At 70.9% G+C, this 18,727-nt stretch carries 20 protein-coding genes and 1 pseudogene; 5 read left to right on the forward strand and 16 right to left on the reverse strand.

Going from position 1 to position 18,727, the window contains the following annotated elements:
• Positions 1 to 111 precede the first annotated feature (111 nt).
• Complete coding sequence (locus IF78_RS0133010; RefSeq protein WP_031486220.1) at positions 112 to 801, reverse strand: LysM peptidoglycan-binding domain-containing protein; 690 nt, start codon at positions 799 to 801, stop codon at positions 112 to 114.
• 538 nt (positions 802 to 1,339) lie between these two features.
• Between IF78_RS0133010 and IF78_RS0133015 the strand changes: the two genes are divergently transcribed.
• A complete protein-coding gene (locus IF78_RS0133015; RefSeq protein WP_031486221.1) occupies positions 1,340 to 2,122 on the forward strand; it encodes a hypothetical protein in 783 nt (260 codons plus the stop codon).
• 102 nt (positions 2,123 to 2,224) lie between these two features.
• Positions 2,225 to 2,575, forward strand: coding sequence for a hypothetical protein (locus IF78_RS0133020; protein ID WP_031486222.1), 351 nt, complete (start codon positions 2,225 to 2,227; stop codon positions 2,573 to 2,575).
• 51 nt (positions 2,576 to 2,626) lie between these two features.
• On the opposite strand, the gene der is transcribed toward IF78_RS0133020, so the two are convergent.
• From der to aroH, 5 genes are all read right to left on the reverse strand, one after another.
• Positions 2,627 to 4,105 carry a ribosome biogenesis GTPase Der gene (der, locus tag IF78_RS0133025; protein WP_031486223.1) on the reverse strand — a complete coding sequence of 493 codons (1,479 nt, stop codon included), beginning with the start codon at positions 4,103 to 4,105 and terminating at the stop codon, positions 2,627 to 2,629.
• Positions 4,106 to 4,182: 77 nt separating this feature from the next.
• Positions 4,183 to 4,770: a lysophospholipid acyltransferase family protein gene (locus IF78_RS0133030; protein WP_234439919.1), complete on the reverse strand. Its 588-nt coding sequence runs from the start codon at positions 4,768 to 4,770 to the stop codon at positions 4,183 to 4,185.
• Between the two features lie 137 nt (positions 4,771 to 4,907).
• Positions 4,908 to 5,594, reverse strand: coding sequence for a (d)CMP kinase (gene cmk / locus IF78_RS0133035; protein ID WP_031486225.1), 687 nt, complete (start codon positions 5,592 to 5,594; stop codon positions 4,908 to 4,910).
• 175 nt (positions 5,595 to 5,769) lie between these two features.
• Entirely contained in the window at positions 5,770 to 6,855 is a 1,086-nt protein-coding gene (locus IF78_RS0133040) for a prephenate dehydrogenase (protein WP_031486226.1), read from the reverse strand.
• Complete coding sequence (gene aroH, locus IF78_RS0133045) at positions 6,852 to 7,220, reverse strand: chorismate mutase (protein WP_031486227.1); 369 nt, start codon at positions 7,218 to 7,220, stop codon at positions 6,852 to 6,854. Before aroH ends, IF78_RS0133040 begins: the two co-directional genes overlap by 4 nt.
• 591 nt (positions 7,221 to 7,811) lie before the next feature.
• Here aroH and IF78_RS0133055 point away from each other — a divergent pair.
• From IF78_RS0133055 to IF78_RS0133065, 3 genes and pseudogenes are all read left to right on the forward strand, one after another.
• Positions 7,812 to 8,066: pseudogene (locus IF78_RS0133055) on the forward strand (DUF6529 family protein); the annotation flags it as partial.
• On the forward strand, positions 8,063 to 8,503 hold the full coding sequence (locus tag IF78_RS0133060; protein WP_031486229.1) for a Rieske (2Fe-2S) protein: 441 nt from the start codon (positions 8,063 to 8,065) through the stop codon (positions 8,501 to 8,503). The pseudogene IF78_RS0133055 and the gene IF78_RS0133060, both read left to right, overlap by 4 nt.
• 22 nt (positions 8,504 to 8,525) lie before the next feature.
• Positions 8,526 to 9,269 (forward strand): nucleotidyltransferase domain-containing protein, encoded by a 744-nt coding sequence (locus tag IF78_RS0133065; RefSeq protein ID WP_031486230.1) that lies wholly within the window; start codon positions 8,526 to 8,528, stop codon positions 9,267 to 9,269.
• Here IF78_RS0133065 and IF78_RS0133070 read toward each other — a convergent pair.
• The 10 genes from IF78_RS0133070 to ald form a co-directional block, all read right to left on the reverse strand.
• On the reverse strand, positions 9,195 to 9,944 hold the full coding sequence (locus tag IF78_RS0133070) for a nucleotidyltransferase domain-containing protein (protein ID WP_031486231.1): 750 nt from the start codon (positions 9,942 to 9,944) through the stop codon (positions 9,195 to 9,197). The genes IF78_RS0133065 and IF78_RS0133070 overlap by 75 nt on opposite strands.
• 3 nt (positions 9,945 to 9,947) lie before the next feature.
• On the reverse strand, positions 9,948 to 10,970 hold the full coding sequence (locus tag IF78_RS0133075; protein WP_031486232.1) for an ADP-ribosylglycohydrolase family protein: 1,023 nt from the start codon (positions 10,968 to 10,970) through the stop codon (positions 9,948 to 9,950).
• The gene (locus IF78_RS0133080) at positions 10,967 to 11,704 is read right to left on the reverse strand and encodes an NUDIX hydrolase (RefSeq protein ID WP_031486233.1); all 738 of its coding nucleotides are present in this window, start codon (positions 11,702 to 11,704) and stop codon (positions 10,967 to 10,969) included. Before IF78_RS0133080 ends, IF78_RS0133075 begins: the two co-directional genes overlap by 4 nt.
• A gap of 95 nt (positions 11,705 to 11,799) precedes the next feature.
• Positions 11,800 to 11,997: a hypothetical protein gene (locus IF78_RS49885; protein ID WP_234439915.1), complete on the reverse strand. Its 198-nt coding sequence runs from the start codon at positions 11,995 to 11,997 to the stop codon at positions 11,800 to 11,802.
• A 482-nt stretch (positions 11,998 to 12,479) separates the two neighbouring features.
• Positions 12,480 to 13,559, reverse strand: a complete 1,080-nt coding sequence (locus IF78_RS0133090) for a pseudouridine synthase (protein WP_031486234.1) — start codon at positions 13,557 to 13,559, stop codon at positions 12,480 to 12,482.
• Positions 13,559 to 14,242 carry an SMC-Scp complex subunit ScpB gene (gene scpB / locus IF78_RS0133095; RefSeq protein ID WP_031486235.1) on the reverse strand — a complete coding sequence of 228 codons (684 nt, stop codon included), beginning with the start codon at positions 14,240 to 14,242 and terminating at the stop codon, positions 13,559 to 13,561. The genes IF78_RS0133090 and scpB overlap by 1 nt, the downstream gene beginning before the upstream one ends.
• The gene (locus IF78_RS0133100; RefSeq protein WP_051828340.1) at positions 14,239 to 15,354 is read right to left on the reverse strand and encodes a segregation and condensation protein A; all 1,116 of its coding nucleotides are present in this window, start codon (positions 15,352 to 15,354) and stop codon (positions 14,239 to 14,241) included. Before IF78_RS0133100 ends, scpB begins: the two co-directional genes overlap by 4 nt.
• An 18-nt stretch (positions 15,355 to 15,372) precedes the next feature.
• Positions 15,373 to 15,993, reverse strand: a complete 621-nt coding sequence (locus IF78_RS0133105; protein ID WP_031486237.1) for a hypothetical protein — start codon at positions 15,991 to 15,993, stop codon at positions 15,373 to 15,375.
• Entirely contained in the window at positions 15,978 to 17,114 is a 1,137-nt protein-coding gene (locus IF78_RS0133110) for a ParA family protein (RefSeq protein WP_078662668.1), read from the reverse strand. The genes IF78_RS0133105 and IF78_RS0133110 overlap by 16 nt, the downstream gene beginning before the upstream one ends.
• Before the next feature lie 399 nt (positions 17,115 to 17,513).
• Positions 17,514 to 18,629 (reverse strand): alanine dehydrogenase, encoded by a 1,116-nt coding sequence (gene ald / locus IF78_RS0133115; RefSeq protein ID WP_037641826.1) that lies wholly within the window; start codon positions 18,627 to 18,629, stop codon positions 17,514 to 17,516.
• Positions 18,630 to 18,727 lie beyond the last annotated feature (98 nt).

The following is an 18,727-nucleotide window of genomic DNA, read 5'->3' on the forward strand; positions in this document are numbered from 1 at the left end:
GCACGCTAGGCAGCTCGTTGCGGTCAGCCGTCGCGGCGCGTCCGAGGGACGCTGGGGCCCCACCCGGTCGGCGGACCGGATGGGGCCCGTGCCCCGGCAGGGGAGCGATGCTCAGAGTTCGAGTCGCTGCCCGGGCACGATCACGTCGGGATCACCGCCGATGACCGCCTTGTTGGCGGCGAAGATCCGCTGCCATGTGGTCCCGTGCCGGGCGGCGATACCGCTCAGCGTGTCGCCCTCGCGGACGGTGTAGTCACCGCGGGACGAGCCACGGGTCGTGTGTCCCGACGAACGCTCCGGCGTCCGCGCCGGATTCGACGGGGCCGCCTCGTTGTCCGAGGGGGCGGCCTTGGTCGAGGAGGAGGCCGCCGAGCCGGTCGCGGGAGCCGCGGGTGCGCTCCCGTACGCCCCGGCCCTGGCCGAACAGGTCGGCCACGCGCCCCACCCCTGGGCACGCTGGACCTTGGTGGCCACCGCGATCTGCTGGGCCTTGGTGGCCTGGTCCGCCGTCGGCGCGTAGGCCGTACCGCCGTACGCGCGCCAGGTGGAGGCGGCGAACTGCAGTCCGCCGTAGTAGCCGTTGCCGGTGTTGATGTGCCAGTTGCCGCCGCTCTCGCACTGTGCGATGCGGTCCCACACTCCGTTGTCCGCCGCTGCGGCGTTGCCGGTCGCGGCCAGCAGCCCGAGCGGGGCGAGCAGTGCCGCCCCGGCGAGGACCGCCGTCGTACGAGTCCGGCTCCCGATGGGAGCCTTCGGCGCCTTCCGAGCGTTGTCGTGAGTGTTATCGGCACATTCGGACATGTAGATCCCTCTCGAAGGACCCGGGGTCCCCCAGAACGGAACGCCACTGCGCACGCCATGGGGCGTGTGAGTCGCGCCCGCCCCGTCCGCCGAGGGTTGGTGCTGAGTGCTGGCTGGTGCGGTCGGCGGACGTACCCGAGCGGTGCTCGTTGCACACGGCCGAGGAATGTAGGGACGCGGACCGGCCGGTATCAACCAACTCCTTGTCATTCCAGGCCAGTTCGCCGTTACCTCCGGTATCGGCGATTTCCGGCCACCCACTTCATTCGCTGATTTCGGGATTTGTCGACCAACGACCTCGACGATCTGTGACTCACCTCACGCAACCAACTTCCTTGGCATTCCTAGGAGTTGACGGTGAGTGCGCGATTCCGTACCGGCGGTGACCGTGTGCGGTGGATGGTTCGATTCCGTTCGGTGTGGGGCGTGACTCCCGCCACAGATCGCCCGTTGTCTTCTTCATGAGCCCGGGACCCGCCCGGTTCACGGGCCGGGAGCCACCCGGCCCCGCCACGCACCACATCCCGAGGAGCCACCCGTGCCACGCATGCTCGACGTCAGCGACGAGGTACGTGCCGAGATCGGCGACGAGGAAGCCGACCGGCTGCTCGCCGGGGACAACGCCCCCGGCAGTTACGACTGCACGTCCTGTCGCACCCCGGGCGACTCCGAACAGGAGCGCACCAGCACCGTCCTGTTCATCGGGGACGAGACCGCCGTCCTCGCCTTCGCCCACGCCACCTGCCTGCCCTCGCAGGTGGTCCAGGTCACCGAGGAGCAGTTGCGGGGCGCCGTGAAGTCCATCACCGGCGACAGGGTCGACCTGGAGCCCGAGACGATCGTGCCGGAGCAGGCCGTGCTCGGTGTGACCAGCGGACTGGTGCTGATCGCCGGGGAGTTGCACCCCGCCCTGGTGGTAGAGCCGACCGGGCCCATCGTGCGCCCCGGAGCGACCGGCGCCGGGGACGACTTCCTTCCGCTGCTCATCGAGCAGGGGTTCATGCCGGTGCCGGAGCTGGCGGACGTGCCGCCGGTGCTGCACGGCTGGTCCGTGCTGCTGGCCATGGGGCAGCTGCACGCGGTTCTGCAGCCCGGCACGAATGGGGGGCAGCCGGTCGCGTGGTGGCAGGCACATCAGCCGCTGCTGGTGACGGACGGATGGCGGGCCGCCGCGAACAAGCATCAGCAGGTACTGATGTTCGCGGCACCGGTGGGCTCCATCGGCCGTCAGCCCAGGGAGGACCTGCTCAGGGATGCCCTGGACAAGGCCGCCGCCAACGGGAAGCTGGTCGCGGCCGCGCTGCCTCTCGCGGGGACCTGAGAGCCGCTCCCCGCACCCCGGAGGCACCGCCCGCGGCCCCGATGAGCAGGCGATCCGTCACGACGGCCGCATCTCTTCGAGCGCGGTGTCGTTTGGACATACGTGCATGCATACGACGTTCCCCGCCTTCAGGGCGGCCCATCGGCCACGCCTATCTACGACGCGCTCTACGCCGAGTACGTCAAATCCTTCCGCTCGCTGCCGGGTGACCGCAGCGGCGAGGAGGACCTGGGGTTCACCGCGTTCGGGAACATGCCGCGGAGTGCGGGCTCGTACGGCGGCCATCGCCCGGGGTCGTTCAGCAGCTCCTACAGCGCGTACAGCGCGGGCGCCCACAGCGCCCGCCACGGCAGCGGTCAGCAGCCGCAGTGGCAGCGCGTCGGGCACATCGGTCCGCAGGGCTCGGGGATGCAGCACGTCCCCGCCGCGCTGCCCCCGGCGCGCAGAGGCTGAGCACACACGAAGGGCGGCCCGCATCGGGCCGCCCTTGCGTTTTTGCGTCCGTTACTTCTTCTTGCCGCGCTTCTCGCGCACGCGCACCGAGATATGGATCGGCGTCCCCTCGAAGCCGAACTCCTCGCGCAGCCGGCGCTCGATGAAGCGGCGGTAGCCCGCCTCGATGAAGCCCGAGGCGAAGAGCACGAACCGCGGGGGCTTGGTGCCTGCCTGCGTGCCGAAGAGGATGCGGGGCTGCTTGCCGCCGCGGATCGGGTGGGGGTGGGCGGCGACCAGCTCGCCGAGGAAGGCGTTCAGCCGCCCGGTCGGGACCCGGGTCTCCCAGCCCGCGAGGGCCGTCTCGATCGCCGGGACCAGCTTCTCCATGTGCCGCCCGGTGCGTGCCGAGACGTTCACCCGGGGCGCCCATGCGACCTGGCCGAACTCGGTCTCGATCTCCCGCTCCAGGTAGTAGCGGCGCTCCTCGTCGAGGGTGTCCCACTTGTTGTAGGCGATCACCATCGCGCGGCCCGCCTCCACGGCCATGGTGACGATGCGCTGGTCCTGCACCGAGATGGACTCGGTCGCGTCGATCAGGACGACGGCGACCTCGGCCTTCTCGACGGCGGCGGCGGTGCGCAGCGAGGCGTAGTAGTCGGCGCCCTGCTGGAGGTGGACGCGCTTGCGGATGCCCGCCGTGTCGACGAACTTCCAGGTCACGCCGCCCAGTTCGATGAGCTCGTCGACCGGGTCACGGGTGGTGCCGGCCAGTTCGTTGACGACGACGCGCTCCTCGCCGGCCACCTTGTTCAGCAGCGAGGACTTGCCGACGTTCGGGCGGCCGATGAGGGCGATACGGCGCGGGCCGCCGATGCCGCCCCCGCCGAAGGTCTCGCGCGGCGCGTCCGGCAGCACCTCCAGGACGGCGTCCAGCATGTCGCCGGTGCCGCGGCCGTGCAGAGCCGAGACGGGGTACGGCTCACCGAGCCCCAGCGACCACAGGTACGCGGCGTCCGCCTCGCCACTGGGACCGTCGACCTTGTTGGCGCACAGCACCACGGGCTTGCCGGCCTTGCGCAGCAGTCGTACGACGGCCTCGTCGGTGTCGGTGGCACCCACCTTGGCGTCGACCACGAACACGACGGCGTCGGCGGCCTCGATGGCGAACTCGGCCTGCGCCGCGACGGAGGCGTCGATGCCGAAGACGTCCTGCTCCCAGCCGCCGGTGTCGACGACCTTGAAGCGGCGGCCGGCCCACTCGGCCTCGTAGGTCACACGGTCGCGGGTGACGCCGGGCTTGTCCTCGACGACGGCCTCGCGGCGCCCGATGATGCGGTTGACGAGAGTCGACTTGCCGACATTGGGCCGCCCGACGACGGCGAGGACGGGCAGCGGCCCGTGACCGGCCGCTTCGATCGCCCCCTCGACGTCCGCGAGGTCGAAGCCCTCTTCCGCGGCGAGCTCCATGAACTCCGCGTACTCGGCGTCGCCAAGCTCTCCGTGGTCGTGCTCTTCGAGCGAGCCCTCGGAGTGGATGTGGTCGTTCATGAAGTCCGTACCTCGTTCATCGTGGTGATCGGTGGAGCACCCGGGTGTTTCCCGGCTGATCCACTACTCAGTGTCGCCTAGCGGCCGGTCAGCCGCTTGGAGATTTCCAGGTGCTCGGTGAGCTGCTTCTGGATGCGCTCGGTCGCCTCGTCCAGCGCCGTGCGGGTGCGCCGCCCGCTGCCGTCGCCCGCCTCGAAGGGTTCGCCGAAGACGACGTCGACGCGGTGCCGCAGCGGAGGCAGCCCCTTCATCAACCGTCCCCGCTTCTCGGAACTTCCCATCACGGCGACCGGGACGATCGGCGCGCCGCTGCGCACCGCGAAGTAGGCGAGACCGGCCCGCAGCGAGGCGAAGTCGCCCTCGCCACGGGTGCCCTCGGGGAATATCCCCAGGACACCGCCGTGCGACAGCACGTCGAGCGCCTGCGTGATCGCCGTGCGGTCGGCCGCGTGACGGTCCACCTTCAGCTGGCCGATGCCGGTCAGGAAGGGGTCGAGCGGGCCGACGAACGCTTCCTTCTTGATCAGGAAGTGCACGGGCCGGGGCGCCACGCCCATCACCATCGGCCCGTCGATGTTGTGGCTGTGGTTGACCGCGAGGATCACCGGCCCGGTCGCGGGCACCTTCCAGGCACCCAGGACCCGGGGCCGCCACAGCCCGTACATCAGGCCGACGCCGATGCGCCGCCCGACCTCGGCACCCCGCTCGGAAGGAAGCTGGGGCGGCGCGGTGGGGGTCCCCCCGGGCTTTCGGCTCTGGGGGAGCCTCGTTGAGGGGCGGTGGTCGGGTGACGGGCGGGCGCTCACTTCCCGGCTCGCTTCTCCTCGACGAGCGTGACGACGCACTCGATGACCTGCGCCAGCGTGAGCTCGGTGGTGTCCACCTCGACGGCGTCGTCCGCCTTGGCGAGCGGCGAGGTCTTGCGGCTGGAGTCGGCCGCGTCGCGCTTCAGCAGCGCCTCGCGGGTCGTGTGCACGTCGGCGCCCTTGAGCTCACCGCTGCGGCGGGCGGCGCGGGCCTCCGGCGAGGCGGTGAGGAAGATCTTCAGGTCGGCGTCGGGCAGCACGGTCGTACCGATGTCGCGGCCCTCGACGACGATGCCGTACTCGGCGGAGGTGGCGAGGGAGCGCTGCAGCTCGGTGATCCGCGCACGCACCTCGGGCACCGCGCTGACGGCGCTGACCTGGGAGGTGACCTCCTGGGTGCGGATCGGGCCGGACACGTCGGTGCCGTCGACGCTGATCGTCGGGGCCGCCGGGTCGGTGCCGGAGACGATCTCCGGCTTGCCGGCCACCGCGGCGATCGCGGACGGGTCCTCGATGTCGATGCCGTTGGTCACCATCCACCAGGTGATCGCCCGGTACTGGGCGCCGGTGTCGAGGTAGCTCAGCCCGAGCTGCGCGGCGACGGCCTTCGACGTGCTCGACTTGCCCGTGCCGGAGGGGCCGTCGATGGCGACAATCACGGGCTTGGCGGCACCGTTTTCCACGGGGGGACACCTTCCTGGTGCGGTGTGCTGGGGGTGACGGGCGCGAGGGCGCCCCGCACAAGGTTACTGGGTGCGCGTCACTCGTCCGGCCGCGCACTCTCAGCCCGTCCGGCGTTTGAGGACGAGGCCCCTTCAGGGCCGACGGGGGTCCAGGGGGCGGCGGAGGCGAAAAACCCTACTGCCGGATCGCCCAGCCCCGCTCCCGCAACCCGGCCGACAACACCGGCGCCGCATTGGGCTCCACCATCAGCTGGACCAGACCCGCCTGCTGCCCCGTCGCATGCTCGATCCGCACATCCTCGATGTTGACCCCGGCCCGTCCCGCGTCCGCGAAGATCCGCGCCAGCTGTCCCGGCTGGTCGTCGATCAGCACGGCGACGACCTCGTAGACCCGCGGAGCGGCCCCGTGCTTGCCGGGCACCCGGACCTGCCCGGCGTTCCCGCGCCGCAGCACGTCCTCGATACCGGAGGTCCCCTCCAGCCGCTTCGCCTCGTCGGACGACTGCAGTGCCCGCAGCGCCCGCACCGTCTCCTCCAGATCCCCGGCGACGTCCGTGAGCAGATCGGCCACGGGCCCCGGGTTCGCGGAGAGGATGTCGATCCACATCCGGGGATCGGACGCGGCGATCCGGGTCACGTCCCGAATGCCCTGGCCACACAGTCGTACGGCCGCCTCCTCGGCGTTCTCCAGACGCGCGGCGACCATGCTGGACACCAGGTGCGGCATGTGGGACACCAGCGCGACCGCGCGGTCGTGGGCGTCGGCGTCCATCACCACCGGCACCGCGCGGCAGTGCGAGACGAGCTCCAGGGCGAGGTTGAGCACCTCGGTGTCGGTGTCGCGGGTCGGCGTGAGCACCCAGGGGCGCCCCTCGAAGAGGTCTCCGGTCGCGGCCAGCGGCCCGGACTTCTCCCGGCCCGACATGGGATGCGTGCCGATGTAGGACGACAGGTCGAGCCCGAGCGCCTCCAGCGCGCGGCGCGGCCCGCCCTTGACGCTGGCCACGTCGAGGTAGCCGCGGGCCACACCCCGGCGCATGGCGTCCGCGAGCACGCCCGCCACGTGCGCGGGCGGGGCAGCGATGATCGCCAGGTCGACGGGGCCTTCGGGTGCATCGTCGGTGCCGGCGCCGAGCGCGGCCGCCGTGCGTGCCTGCTCGGGGTCGTGGTCGGCGAGGTGGACGACGACCCCGCGCGCGGCCAGCGCCAGCGCGGCGGACGTACCGATGAGGCCGGTGCCGATGACGAGTGCGGTTCTCACTGGGCGATGTCCTTGCGCAGGGCGGCCGCGGCACCGAGGTAGACGTGCGCGATGTCGGCGCGGGGCCGGTCGGACTCGATGTGCGCGAGGACGCGTACGACCCGCGGCATGGCGCCCTCGATGTCCAGTTCCTGGGCGCAGATCAGCGGTACGTCGGCGAAGCCGCTGCCGAGCTTGCGGGCGGCCGCCGCCGGGAAGTCGCTGTGCAGATCGGGCGTCGCCGTGAACCAGATGCTGATCAGGTCGTCCGCGCTCAGGCCGTTGCGCTCCAGGATCGCGGTGAGCAGGGCCCCGACCTGCTCGTCCATGTGACCGGCCTCGTCCCGCTCCAGTTGGACGGCCCCCCGGACCGCTCGTACCGCCACGGCTCTGCTCCTCGCTGCTCTGCGCTGCTCTATGGATCGGCTCTTCGACTCGCCAGCCTAGTCAGCCCGCGTGCGGCGGACGCAGGTCGCCCGCCCGCTGAGACGCCTGGGCTACGGGCCGTCGGCTTTGAGCCAATGTCGCCCGTCCATCCCGATTTCGCGACCGGACCGCGAACGCCTCCGTACACCCCTGGACGGCGGGTCGCGGGTCCGCTCTCACGCGACGACGGGGGCGAAGAACGCGTCCTCCCCGTCACCCTCGAACCGACGACCCCGTCACTGTCGAAGACACCCGTCCCGAACGCCGGCTACGCGGGCCGCACCGACGACGACTCCTCACCGGCAAGGACGGTGGCGTCCTGAACGGCAGCCTCAAGGAGGGCAAGCGGATCCGCGGCACGGTCGACATCGACGGTGAGCACCACGCCTTCACCGCCGACAGGACGAGGAAGCCATCGGGCCTGTACCGGGCCACCGCCACCGTGCGCGGCGCCGAGGTCGACGGCGGCTGGATCGTGCTGCCGGTCGGCCGTCAGGTCGACGTCCTCACCCGCGACGGCGAGCCCTCGCCCGCCCCGCGGCCCCCTGATCTTGCTGTCCGTCCCCGTTGCGGTGCACTGCCTGTACGCAATGGGCTACCAGACGTATGAAACGCGCGTTTTCTTGCACTCTGTCCTGGGTTGCTTCTCCTTCTGTGCTTTCAGTGCAAAGATGCTGTTTCTCCGGTCGGAGCGACCCCCCGGCCGGCTGCTGCCGATCGTGGGCGGGCTGGTCTTCACCGCTCTCACGATCATCTGGCTGGCCTCCGCCCTCTGGTTCTTCCGCACTTTCGGAGTGACGACATGAGCATCCGTCCGACGCGGCGCACGATCCTCATCGCGACAGGCGGGGCGGGCGCGGCGGCGCTCGTCGCGGGCTGCGGCGATTCCGGCGACAACGGCGACTCCGGCGACTCGACACCGACCTCCACCTCGACCGGCTCCCCCGGCCAGGACGGCCAGGAGCTGACCACCACGGACAAAGTCCCGGTCGGCGGCGGCACGATCTTCAAGGACGAGCAGGTGGTGGTGACCCAGCCGCAGCAGGGCGAGTTCAAGGCCTTCTCCGCCATCTGCACCCACCAGCGGTGCACGGTCGGCAGTGTCTCGGGCGGGACGATCAACTGCCCCTGCCACGGCAGCAAGTTCAGCATCACGGACGGCTCGGTGGCCAACCCTCCGGCGACACGGCCGCTGCCCGAGAAGCAGATCACCGTGGACGGAAATTCGATCCGCCTGATGTGACCCGCCGCGTACGCTCCGGGGCATGCACCCCGAGACCCTGGTACGCGACCACACGATCTACGCCTGCGTCATGGGCTCGCGCGCCTTCGGTCTGGCGACGGACGGCAGCGACACCGACCGCCGGGGCGTGTTCCTCGCCCCAACCCCCCTCTTCTGGCGCTTCGACAAGCCGCCCACCCACGTCGAAGGCCCCCAGGAGGAGCAGTTCAGCTGGGAACTGGAGCGCTTCTGCGAGCTTGCGCTGCGCGCCAACCCGAACATCCTGGAGTGCCTGCACTCCCCACTCGTGGAGTATGCCGACGACACGGGCCGCGAGCTCCTCGCCCTGCGCGAGGCTTTCCTGTCCCGCCAGGCCCACGAGACGTTCACCCGCTACGCGCTCGGCCAGCGCAAGAAGCTGGAGGCCGACGTACGCGCTCACGGCGCCCCGCGCTGGAAGCACGCGATGCACCTCCTGCGCCTTCTGGCGAGCGCCCGCGACCTGCTGCGCACCGGCCGCCTGACGATCGATGTCGGCGACCGGCGCGAGCCACTGCTGGCGGTCAAGCGCGGCGAGGTCCCCTGGCCGGAGATCGAGTCGCGGATGACCCGCCTGGCGGGCGAGGCGGAGCAGGCCCTCCGGCACAGCCCGCTCCCGGCCGAGCCGGACCGCCGCCGCGTGGAGGACTTCCTGACGCGGGCCCGCCGCGCCTCAGCCCTCCAGCCGGGTCCGTACGACGAGGGCGTGCAGGGCGTCGTAGGCGCTCGGCGCGTCGGGCAGCGCTGAGGCGGTCTGCGCCTCGTCGAGCACACCGTGCAGCCGGTCGATGTCGGCCGCCACGCGCGCGTGGTCGACATCGGCGGCCCCGTGCTCCCGCTCCGCCTTCGCCGCGATCAGCTCCGGCAGGTAGGCCGGGGCTTCGACCTGCTCCAGCAGCGTGGGGAGATGCGCCTGCACCTCACCGGCGCGCATCAGGTGAACGCCGGTGAGCAGCGCCCGGAACGTGTACAGCAGCGGCTTGAGCTCCCCGGTCTTCTCGAACAGCCGCCACTGCGTGTTCGCGAACCCGCGGTAGTGATGGGCGTGGTGACCGGTGAGCACCGCGGGCGCCAGTTCGGCCAGCTCCCGGTGGGCGTCCGTGGTGTGCACGACGAGCGGCGAGAGCAGCTGCTCCAGGACGTAGCCGTTGCGGCGCAGCATCAGCCGTACGAACTTGCGCAGGTCGTGCGTGACCAGGTCCATCTCTACGCCGTCCCGCACCCACATGCGCGACCGCGTCTCGTCCGGCTCCCGCAGCCCGACGAGGTCGGCGGCGGGCAGCAGGTGGACGCCCCTCAGGTCCACGTCGGAGTCGCGTGACGGGAAGCCGTACAGATGCGCGCCGGAGACGGTCGCGAACAGCACCGGGTCGGGCTGTTCGGCGACGACGGGCGCGAGGTCGATGTCCAGGGCGTCGATCATCCGTCAAGCGTCCCAGAGCGCTCCGAGGGTCAGCAGGTCACCCCGGTACTCGATCCGGTCCGCCCACTCCGTGGGCCAGGCCTCGTCCCCCAGCCAGGCGCCCGCGAACGCGCCCGTCAGGCACGCGATCGAGTCCGAGTCGCCGGAGGTGCACGCCGCCCGGCGCAGGGCCGTCAGGGGCTCGTCCACGAACCACAGGAAGCACAACAGGCCGGTGGCCAGGGCCTCTTCGGCGATCCAGCCCGCACCGGTGGCCAGACACGGGTCGGTCTCGGGCGAGGCCGTGCGCACGGCGTCCTGGAGGCGGTCCAGGATGGCCAGGCACTCGTCCCAGCCCCGCGCGACGAAGTGCTCGGGGTCGGGGTCCTGGCTGCGCGTCCACAGGTCGCCGAGCCAGCGCTCGTGGTAGTGGGTGCGGTTGTCGAGGGCGTACGACCGCAGCAGCCCGACGAGTCCCGACGGGTCGGCGCCCTGCGCGAGGAGGCGTATGGCGTGCGCGGTCAGGTCGGAGGCGGCGAGTGCCGTCGGATGCCCGTGGGTGAGGGCGGACTGCAACTGGGCGGCGCCCGCGCGCTGTTCGTCGCTCAGGCCGGGGATGAGCCCGATCGGCGCGACGCGCATGTTGGCGCCGCAGCCCTTGGAGTTGATCTGGCCGGCGTCCTGCCAGGGCCTGCGCTCGTCCTTCAGCAGATTGCAGGCGACGAGGCAGGTCCGGCCCGGCGCGCGATTGTTCTCCGGCGACTGGTACCAGTCCACGAACTCCTCCCGCACCGGGCGCTCCAGCCGCTTCGGCCCGAGCACGCCCCGGTCCATCGCCGTCCGCAGCCCCTTCCCGAGCGCCAGCGTCATCTGTGTGTCGTCGGTGACGATCGCCGGCGTCGGCAGCTCCATCTCGCGCCACGGCCCGCACTTGGCGAGGATCGACGGCACGTCGTTGAACTCCGTCGGGAAGCCGAGCGCGTCCCCGAGGGCGAGGCCGAGCAGGGAGCCGGTGGCGGCGCGCTTGCGGACGGTGGTCGTGGTCATGCGGGGCGTCCTTCCGGGATCGGCCGGAGCAGGGGCGGATGGAGGGTGGTCGCGGTGCCCGCGCGGTACAGCGCGGCCGGTTTCCCGCGGCCGCCGGTGAGCCGGGCGGCGCCGGGGACGGGTTCGACGAAGCCCGGCGTGGCGAGCACCTTGCGGCGGAAGTTGGGCCGGTCGAGGACGGTGCCCCACACGACCTCGTAGACGTGCTGGAGCTCGCCGAGCGTGAACTCGGGCGGGCAGAAGGCGGTGGCGAGGCTGGAGTACTCGAGCTTGCCGCCGACGCGGTCATGGGCGTCGGCCAGGATCCGGTCGTGGTCGAAGGCGAGGGGCCCCGCCTTGTCGTACGGCACCCAGCGCGCCTGTGCCGCGTCGCTGCCGCCGTGCGGTTCGGGCGGGTGGGGCAGCAGCGCGGTGAAGGCGACCGTGACGACCCGCATCCGGGGGTCGCGGTCGGGCTCGCTGTAGGTCCGCAGCTGTTCCAGATGCAGCCCGGAGACGTCCGACAGGCCGGTCTCCTCGGCGAGTTCACGCCGGGCCGCCGTCTCCGCCGACTCGTCGGGCTGCACGAAGCCGCCGGGCAGCGCCCAGTGGCCCTTGTACGGCTCCTGTCCGCGTTCGACGAGCAGGACGTGCAGGACCCCGTCGCGGATGGTGAGGACGGCGAGGTCGGCGGTGACGGCGAAGGGTTCGTGGGCGTGCTTGTCGTAGCCCTCTGGCACGGTGGGTCCCGGCATGCCGCTCACCCCTTTTATGGTCAGCACGACTATTAGTCATGACGACTATAAAGAGGGTCGACCGATTGCACAACCCAACGGATGGCAAACCCGCGTCACTCCGGCAAGGAGTCACACCGCCCCAGGAACCCCAACAACCGCACATCAGGTCCGGCGCCCACCGGCACCGCGACCGGCGCGCCGAACCGCACGCCCTGGTCCGCCTCCGCGACCACGCACCTGGCGACGGGCAGCAGCTCGGCCGCGAGCGCGTCGGGTACGGGCCGGGACCGCCCCGCCGGCCTGGGCGACATCCCACCCGGTGCACGGCGATCTCCACGACCCCCAGGGCGGCCATCACCCGCACGTCCAGCGGCCGTTCAGCCACCAGCGCCGACTCCGGCGGCCCGGCCGCCCACGCGCCGAGCACGGCGCACGCGCGCGTACGGAAGCCGCAGGCGAGGTTCCACAAGCTCCCCGGAATTCATCTGCCCTCACCCCGCCCGCCCGCACCCGCCGCAAAGGCCCTCAGTGGCCCCTCAGGCGCCTCCCACGGCGCTCCGAGCCCCGAGGGCAGCGGAGTCCGCGCGCGGCTCTCCAGCGCCGTCTGACACGTGCCGAGGGCGCTCCGGCCTCGATCCTCCTCGTCATCGCCACTCCCTCCGTCACGGATACGGATCACGGATACGGATCACGGATACGGATCACGGACGCAGATGCAGACCAGCCAGGAGGCGAAAACAAATCGGCCGGTCCCGGGGACAACCCGGAACCGGCCCGCAGCACACACGCGTGCTTAGAGATCGACTTCCTTCATCAGCATCCCGACCTCGGTGTTCGACAGCCGCCGCAGCCAGCCCGATTTCTGGTCGCCGAGCGTGATCGGCCCGAAGGCGGTGCGCACCAGCTTCTCGACGGGGAAGCCGGCCTCCGCGAGCATGCGGCGCACGATGTGCTTGCGGCCCTCGTGCAGGGTGACCTCGACCAGGTAGTTCTTTCCGGTCTGCTCGACGACCCGGAAGTGGTCCGCGCGCGCGTAACCGTCCTCCAGCTGGATGCCGTCCTTGAGCTTCTTGCCCAGATCGCGCGGGATCGGGCCGACGATGGCCGCGAGGTAGGTCTTCTTCACGCCGTACTTGGGGTGGGTCAGGCGGTGGGCCAGCTCGCCGTGGTTGGTGAGCAGGATGACGCCCTCGGTCTCGGTGTCGAGCCGGCCGACGTGGAAGAGCCGGGTCTCGCGGTTGGTGACGTAGTCGCCGAGGCACTGCCGGCCCTCGGGGTCCTCCATCGTCGAGACGACACCGGCGGGCTTGTTGAGCGAGAAGAACTGGTACGACTGCGTGGCGACGGTCAGGCCGTCGACCTTGATCTCGTCCTTCTCCGGGTCGACCCGCAGGCCCTGCTCGGTGACGATCTCGCCGTTGACCTCGACCCGGGCCTCGTCGATCAGCTCCTCGCAGGCCCGCCGGGAGCCGTAGCCCGCGCGCGCGAGCACCTTCTGGAGGCGCTCGCCCTCCTGCTCGGCGCCCGGGAAGGTCTTGGGCAGCTTGACGTCCTTCTTGCCCGCGTACCGCTCGCGGTTGCGCTCCTCGGCCCGCGCCTCGTACTCACGGGAGCGCGAAGGCGCCGTGCGGCCGCGTCCGCCGTCGCGCTGCTGGGACTGCTTCGGCCCGCCCTTGGCGCCTCCGCGCGCGGAGGCCCCGCGCCCGGACTTCGGGCCGTCCTTGGTCGCCCCCGGGCCCACGTCGTAGCGGCGCTCCTCGGGACGGGGCTTGCGCGGACGGCCGCCCTGGCCGCCCTGCTTCTGGTCCCTGTTGTTGCCGGCACCGCGGTAGTTACCGCGCCCGCCGCTCTTGCCGCTGCCGCTGCTTCGCATCAAAGTTCCGTCTGGTCGTCTGCGTCGTCGGTACCCCGGCGGACCGGGGTCCCCGGACCGTCATCGGGAGCGTCCGGGTCGAACGACGGCACCCCTTCCTGGGTCTCGGCCTCGATCGCCTCCGCCTCCGGCAGGAAGGGCGCGAGCTCCGGGAGCTCGTCCAGACCGCGCAGGCCCATCCGCTCCAGGAAGTAGTTCGTCGTCCTGTACAGGATCGCACCTGTTTCGGGTTCCGCGCCCGCCTCCTCGACCAGCCCGCGCTGAAGGAGGGTGCGCATGACCCCGTCGCAGTTCACTCCGCGCACGGCCGAGACGCGGCTGCGGCTGACCGGCTGGCGGTAGGCGACGACCGCGAGCGTCTCCAGGGCGGCCTGGGTCAGGCGCGCCGTCTGGCCGTCCAGGACGAGGCGCTCGACGGCGGCCGCGTACTCGGGGCGGGTGTAGAAGCGCCAGCCGCCCGCGACGAACCGCAGCTCGAAGCCCCGCCCCTGCACGGCGTACTCGTCGGCGAGCTCCCGCAGGGCATCGGCGATCCGGCGCTTGGGCCGCTCCAGGAGTTTCGCGAGGTGCTCCTCGGTCGCGGGCTCGTCCACGACCATGAGCATCGCCTCCAGTGCGGGCTTGAGGTCGAGGTCCGCGACGGCGCGCAGTCCGGCCGGAAGCTCGGTGGTCTCCTCACTCACGCCTTCTTCTCCTCCTTGGGCTGCTCCGGCGGCCGGTCGAACTCGTCGGTCACCATGGGCGTCTCGTCCCCTTCCCCGCCGGTCCACCGCACGACGAGCTCCCCGAGCGCGGTCTCCTGGTCGAGGGCCACGGCCTTCTCGCGGTACAGCTCCAGCAGGGCAAGGAATCGCGCTACGACGGTGAGCGTGTCGTCGGTGTCCTCGATGAGCGCCCGGAAGCTGGCCTCGCCCAGCTCCTTCAGCCGCGCCACGACGATCCTGGCCTGCTCCTGCACGCTCACCAGCGGCGCGTGGATGTGATCGACGTACACCTGCGGCTTGGGCTTGGGCTGCATCGCCTTGACCGCGAGCTTGGCGAATCCTTCCGCCCCAATGCTGATGACGACCTCGGGCAGCAGCTCCGCGTGATGCGGTTCGAGCCCAACGGTCCGCGGATAACGCCGGGCCTCGTCGTCGAGCCGCCGGCTGAAGATATCGGCGATCTGTTTGTACGCGCGGTACTGCAGCAGCCGCGCGAACAGCAGGTCCCGCGCCTCCAGCAGCGCGAGGTCGGCCTCGTCCTCCACCTCGGCGGAGGGCAGCAGCCGGGCCGCCTTGAGGTCGAGCAGGGTGGCCGCGACCACCAGGAACTCGGTCGTCTCGTCGAGATCCCAGTCCGCGCCCATCGCCCGGATGTGGGCCATGAACTCGTCGGTCACCTTGGACAGGGCGACCTCGGTGACGTCCAGCTTGTGCTTGGAGATCAGCTGGAGGAGGAGGTCGAAGGGGCCCTCGAAGTTGGACAGGCGGACCTTGAAGACGCCGTCGTCGGGTTGTTCGGGGGCGGCGGGCTCGGGCTCGGAAGCGGAGACTTCCGGTACCGGATCCGGCGCGATGACCGGAGGTTGGGGCTCCGGGAGGACAACCTCGGGCTCCGGCCCCACCACCTGCGGTTCCGGCTCAACGATCTGAGGTGCCGGCTCCGCGACGACCGCCTCCGGCCCCACGTCCTCCGGAGCCGGCGCAGGAACCGGCTCGACCCGATGAGCGCCCGGCCCCCGCCCCAGCGCACGCCGCCGACCGCCGGAGGCACTGGCACCGGCGCCGCGAGGGGGAACGTCGTTCGAGGTCATGGCCCCCGCAGGCTACCGCTACCGCCCGCGAAGCCGTCGTACGAGGATGCTGGCGTCTCCACGGGTCTCCAGATCGGCGAGGACCACGGCCACCGCCTCGCGGACGATCCGCCCACGGTCGACGGCCAGCCCGTGCTCACCCCGGAGCACCAGACGCGCGTGCTCCAGATCCATGAGCTCCTCGGCGGAGACATAGACAGTGATCTTCTCGTCGTGCCGTTCGCGGCCACTGGGCCGGCGCGAGGCCGCGCGACCCCGCTTGCGCGGCGCGGCGGCAGAGGCGGCGGAAGCGGCGGCGCCGGATGCGGCTGAACCGCCGGAGGCACCCGCGGCAGAACCTTCCTGCGCCCCCTGACGCCGCGCGGAACGCTCGGCGGAGGCGGACCGGCTGCGCGATTCGCCCGCGTCGACGGACTCCGCGTCGGCGGCCACGTGCTCCACGCCGTCGCCGTCACCGCCCTGTGCGGGCACCGACTGCGGGGCGTCCTCCGCCGCGGCGGCCGCGTCGGACTCTCCGGCGGGAGCCGGCACCCGGGCCTCGCCGTTGACCGGGCGCCGGGGAGTGGACGGCTGGAGCGCTGTACCCCCTGTCGTACGGAACAGTTCGTCGGCCCCCGGCAGACTCACTCGGCGTGACACCGGGCGAGCACCTCCCTGGCGAGCTGGCGATAGGCGGCGGCACCGACGGAGTTGGAGGCGTACGTGGTGATCGGCTCACCGGCGACCGTGGTCTCCGGGAAGCGGACCGTGCGCCCGATGACCGTGTGGTAGACGTGGTCGTCGAACGCCTCGACGACACGCGCCAGCACCTCACGGCTGTGCACGGTGCGCGAGTCGTACATCGTGGCGAGGATCCCGTCGAGCTCCAGCTCCGGGTTGAGCCGCTCCTGGACCTTCTCGATGGTCTCGGTCAGCAGCGCCACACCACGCAGCGCGAAGAACTCGCACTCCAGCGGCACGATCACCTTGTGGGCGGCCGTCAGGGCGTTGACCGTGAGCAGACCGAGCGAGGGCTGACAGTCGATGACGATGAAGTCGTAGTCGTCCATCAGCGGCTTCAGGGCGCGCTGGAGCGTGGACTCGCGCGCGACCTCGCTCACCAGCTGGACCTCGGCGGCCGACAGGTCGATGTTGCTCGGCAGCAGGTCCATGTTGGGGACCGCCGTCTTCAGGAGCACCTCGTCGGCCGACATGCCCCGCTCCATGAGCAGGTTGTAGACAGTGAGGTCGAGCTCCATCGGGTTGACGCCGAGGCCGACCGAGAGCGCGCCCTGGGGGTCGAAGTCGACGAGCAGGACCCGGCGCCCGTATTCCGCGAGCGCGGCACCCAGGTTGATGGTCGACGTGGTCTTGCCGACGCCGCCCTTCTGGTTGCACATCGCGATGATCTTCGCGGGGCCGTGGTCGGTCAGTGGACCCGGGATCGGGAAGTACGGCAGCGGACGCCCGGTCGGGCCGATGCGCTCGCGGCGCTGGCGGGCAGCGTCGGGCGCGAGCGTGGCCGCGTACTCGGGGTCGGGCTCGTACTCCGCGTCGGGGTCGTAGAAGTGCCCCTCGGGCAGTTCGTCGTAGTCGGCGAAGTGGTTGTGGGGCGCGCCACTTCCGTCGCCGGCCATGGCGTTCACGTGATGGCCATCCATGCTCATGTTTGCTGGCTGAGCCACCCGTTGGGTCAGGTGACTCTGGTGGGCTGCGAAGGTGCGCACCGCGACGGAGCCGACAGCCTCGAATCCCGCGGGACCCTGGCCCCGTACCGGCATTCCTGGTTGACCACCCCCGGGAGAAAATGTCGACTCATTCACAAGTCGTCTTACCTCCTTGGGGACCAGGAAACTTCTAGACAGGTCAGCGTGGCACCATGCCGACGGTTGGCGACTCTATGGCGTGTCGGCGGTCCGCAGCAACACAATCCGCCGGACCGGGCAGATGTGTCGACAATGAAACATCCCGCTGTCAAGGGCGTACGGCCGTCGCACAGCAGGTTTCACCGGTGTACGAATCGGTCGAAGGGTTGCGTTCGAGGCGAGTTGACCGAGAGTCGCAAAGTGACCATACACACATCCGGCCGGACCTTTTCGGGCAAGGTCCGGCCGGGTGCGTGCGGTTGACGACTTGTGTTGACGTATCGCCTTTACCAGAAAGTGACTTAACCGATCGGCTCAGCCGAGCAGCGATTCGAGCTCCACGTGCTCCAGGCCGTGCGCCTCCGCGACCTCCCGGTAAACCACCTTGCCGTCATGCGTGTTGAGGCCCTTGGCCAGCGCGGGGTCACGGCGCAGCGCCTCGACCCAGCCCTTGTTCGCGAGCTCGACGATGTAGGGCAGCGTGGCGTTGGTCAGCGCGTAGGTGGAGGTGTTGGGCACCGCGCCGGGCATGTTGGCGACGCAGTAGAAGACCGAGTCGTGGACCCGGAAGGTCGGCTCGGCGTGGGTGGTGGGGCGGGAGTCCTCGAAGCAGCCGCCCTGGTCGATCGCGATGTCGACAAGAACACTTCCCGGCTTCATCCGGGAGACCAGCTCGTTGGTGACCAGCTTCGGCGCCTTGGCGCCCGGGATGAGGACGGCGCCGATGACGAGGTCGGCCTCGAGGACGGCCTTCTCGAGTTCGAAGGCGTTGGACATGATCGCCCGGACCTTGGTGCCGAAGACCTTGTCCGCCTCGCGCAGCTTGTTGATGTCGCGGTCGAGCAGCGTGACGTGGAAGCCCATGCCCACGGCGATCTGCGTCGCGTTCCAGCCGGAGACGCCACCGCCGATGACGACGGCCTTCGCGGGCTGCGTGCCGGGGACACCACCGGGGAGCACGCCACGACCGCCGGCCGAGCGCATCAGGTGGTAGGCGCCGACCTGCGGGGCGAGGCGGCCCGCGACCTCGGACATGGGGGCGAGCAGCGGCAGGGCCCGGGAGGGCAGCTCGACCGTCTCGTAGGCGATCGCCGTGGTGCCGGACTCGATGAGCGCGTCCGTGCACTCCTTGGAGGCGGCCAGGTGCAGGTAGGTGAAGAGCGTCTGGTCCTTGCGGAGGCGGTGGTACTCCTCGGCGATGGGCTCCTTGACCTTCAGCAGCAGGTCGGCGGTGGCCCACACCTCGTCGGCGGTGCCGAGGATCTGGGCGCCGGCGGAGACGTACTCGCTGTCCGGGATCGACGAGCCGACACCGGCGCCCTGCTCGATGACGACCTGGTGGCCATGGCGCACCAGCTCATGCACGCCGGCGGGGGTGATGGCCACCCGGAACTCGTTGTTCTTGACCTCGCGGGGGATGCCGACCTTCACGTCGATCACGGTCCTTGGCTCAGAGGGTGTGGGGGCATTGCAAGACATACCCAGGCATGCAGGGCACACCGGGAGACACCGCAGGAGAAGGTGCGGCA

The sequence above is a fragment of the Streptomyces bicolor genome (assembly GCF_000719285.1).
Classification (GTDB): domain Bacteria; phylum Actinomycetota; class Actinomycetes; order Streptomycetales; family Streptomycetaceae; genus Streptomyces; species Streptomyces bicolor.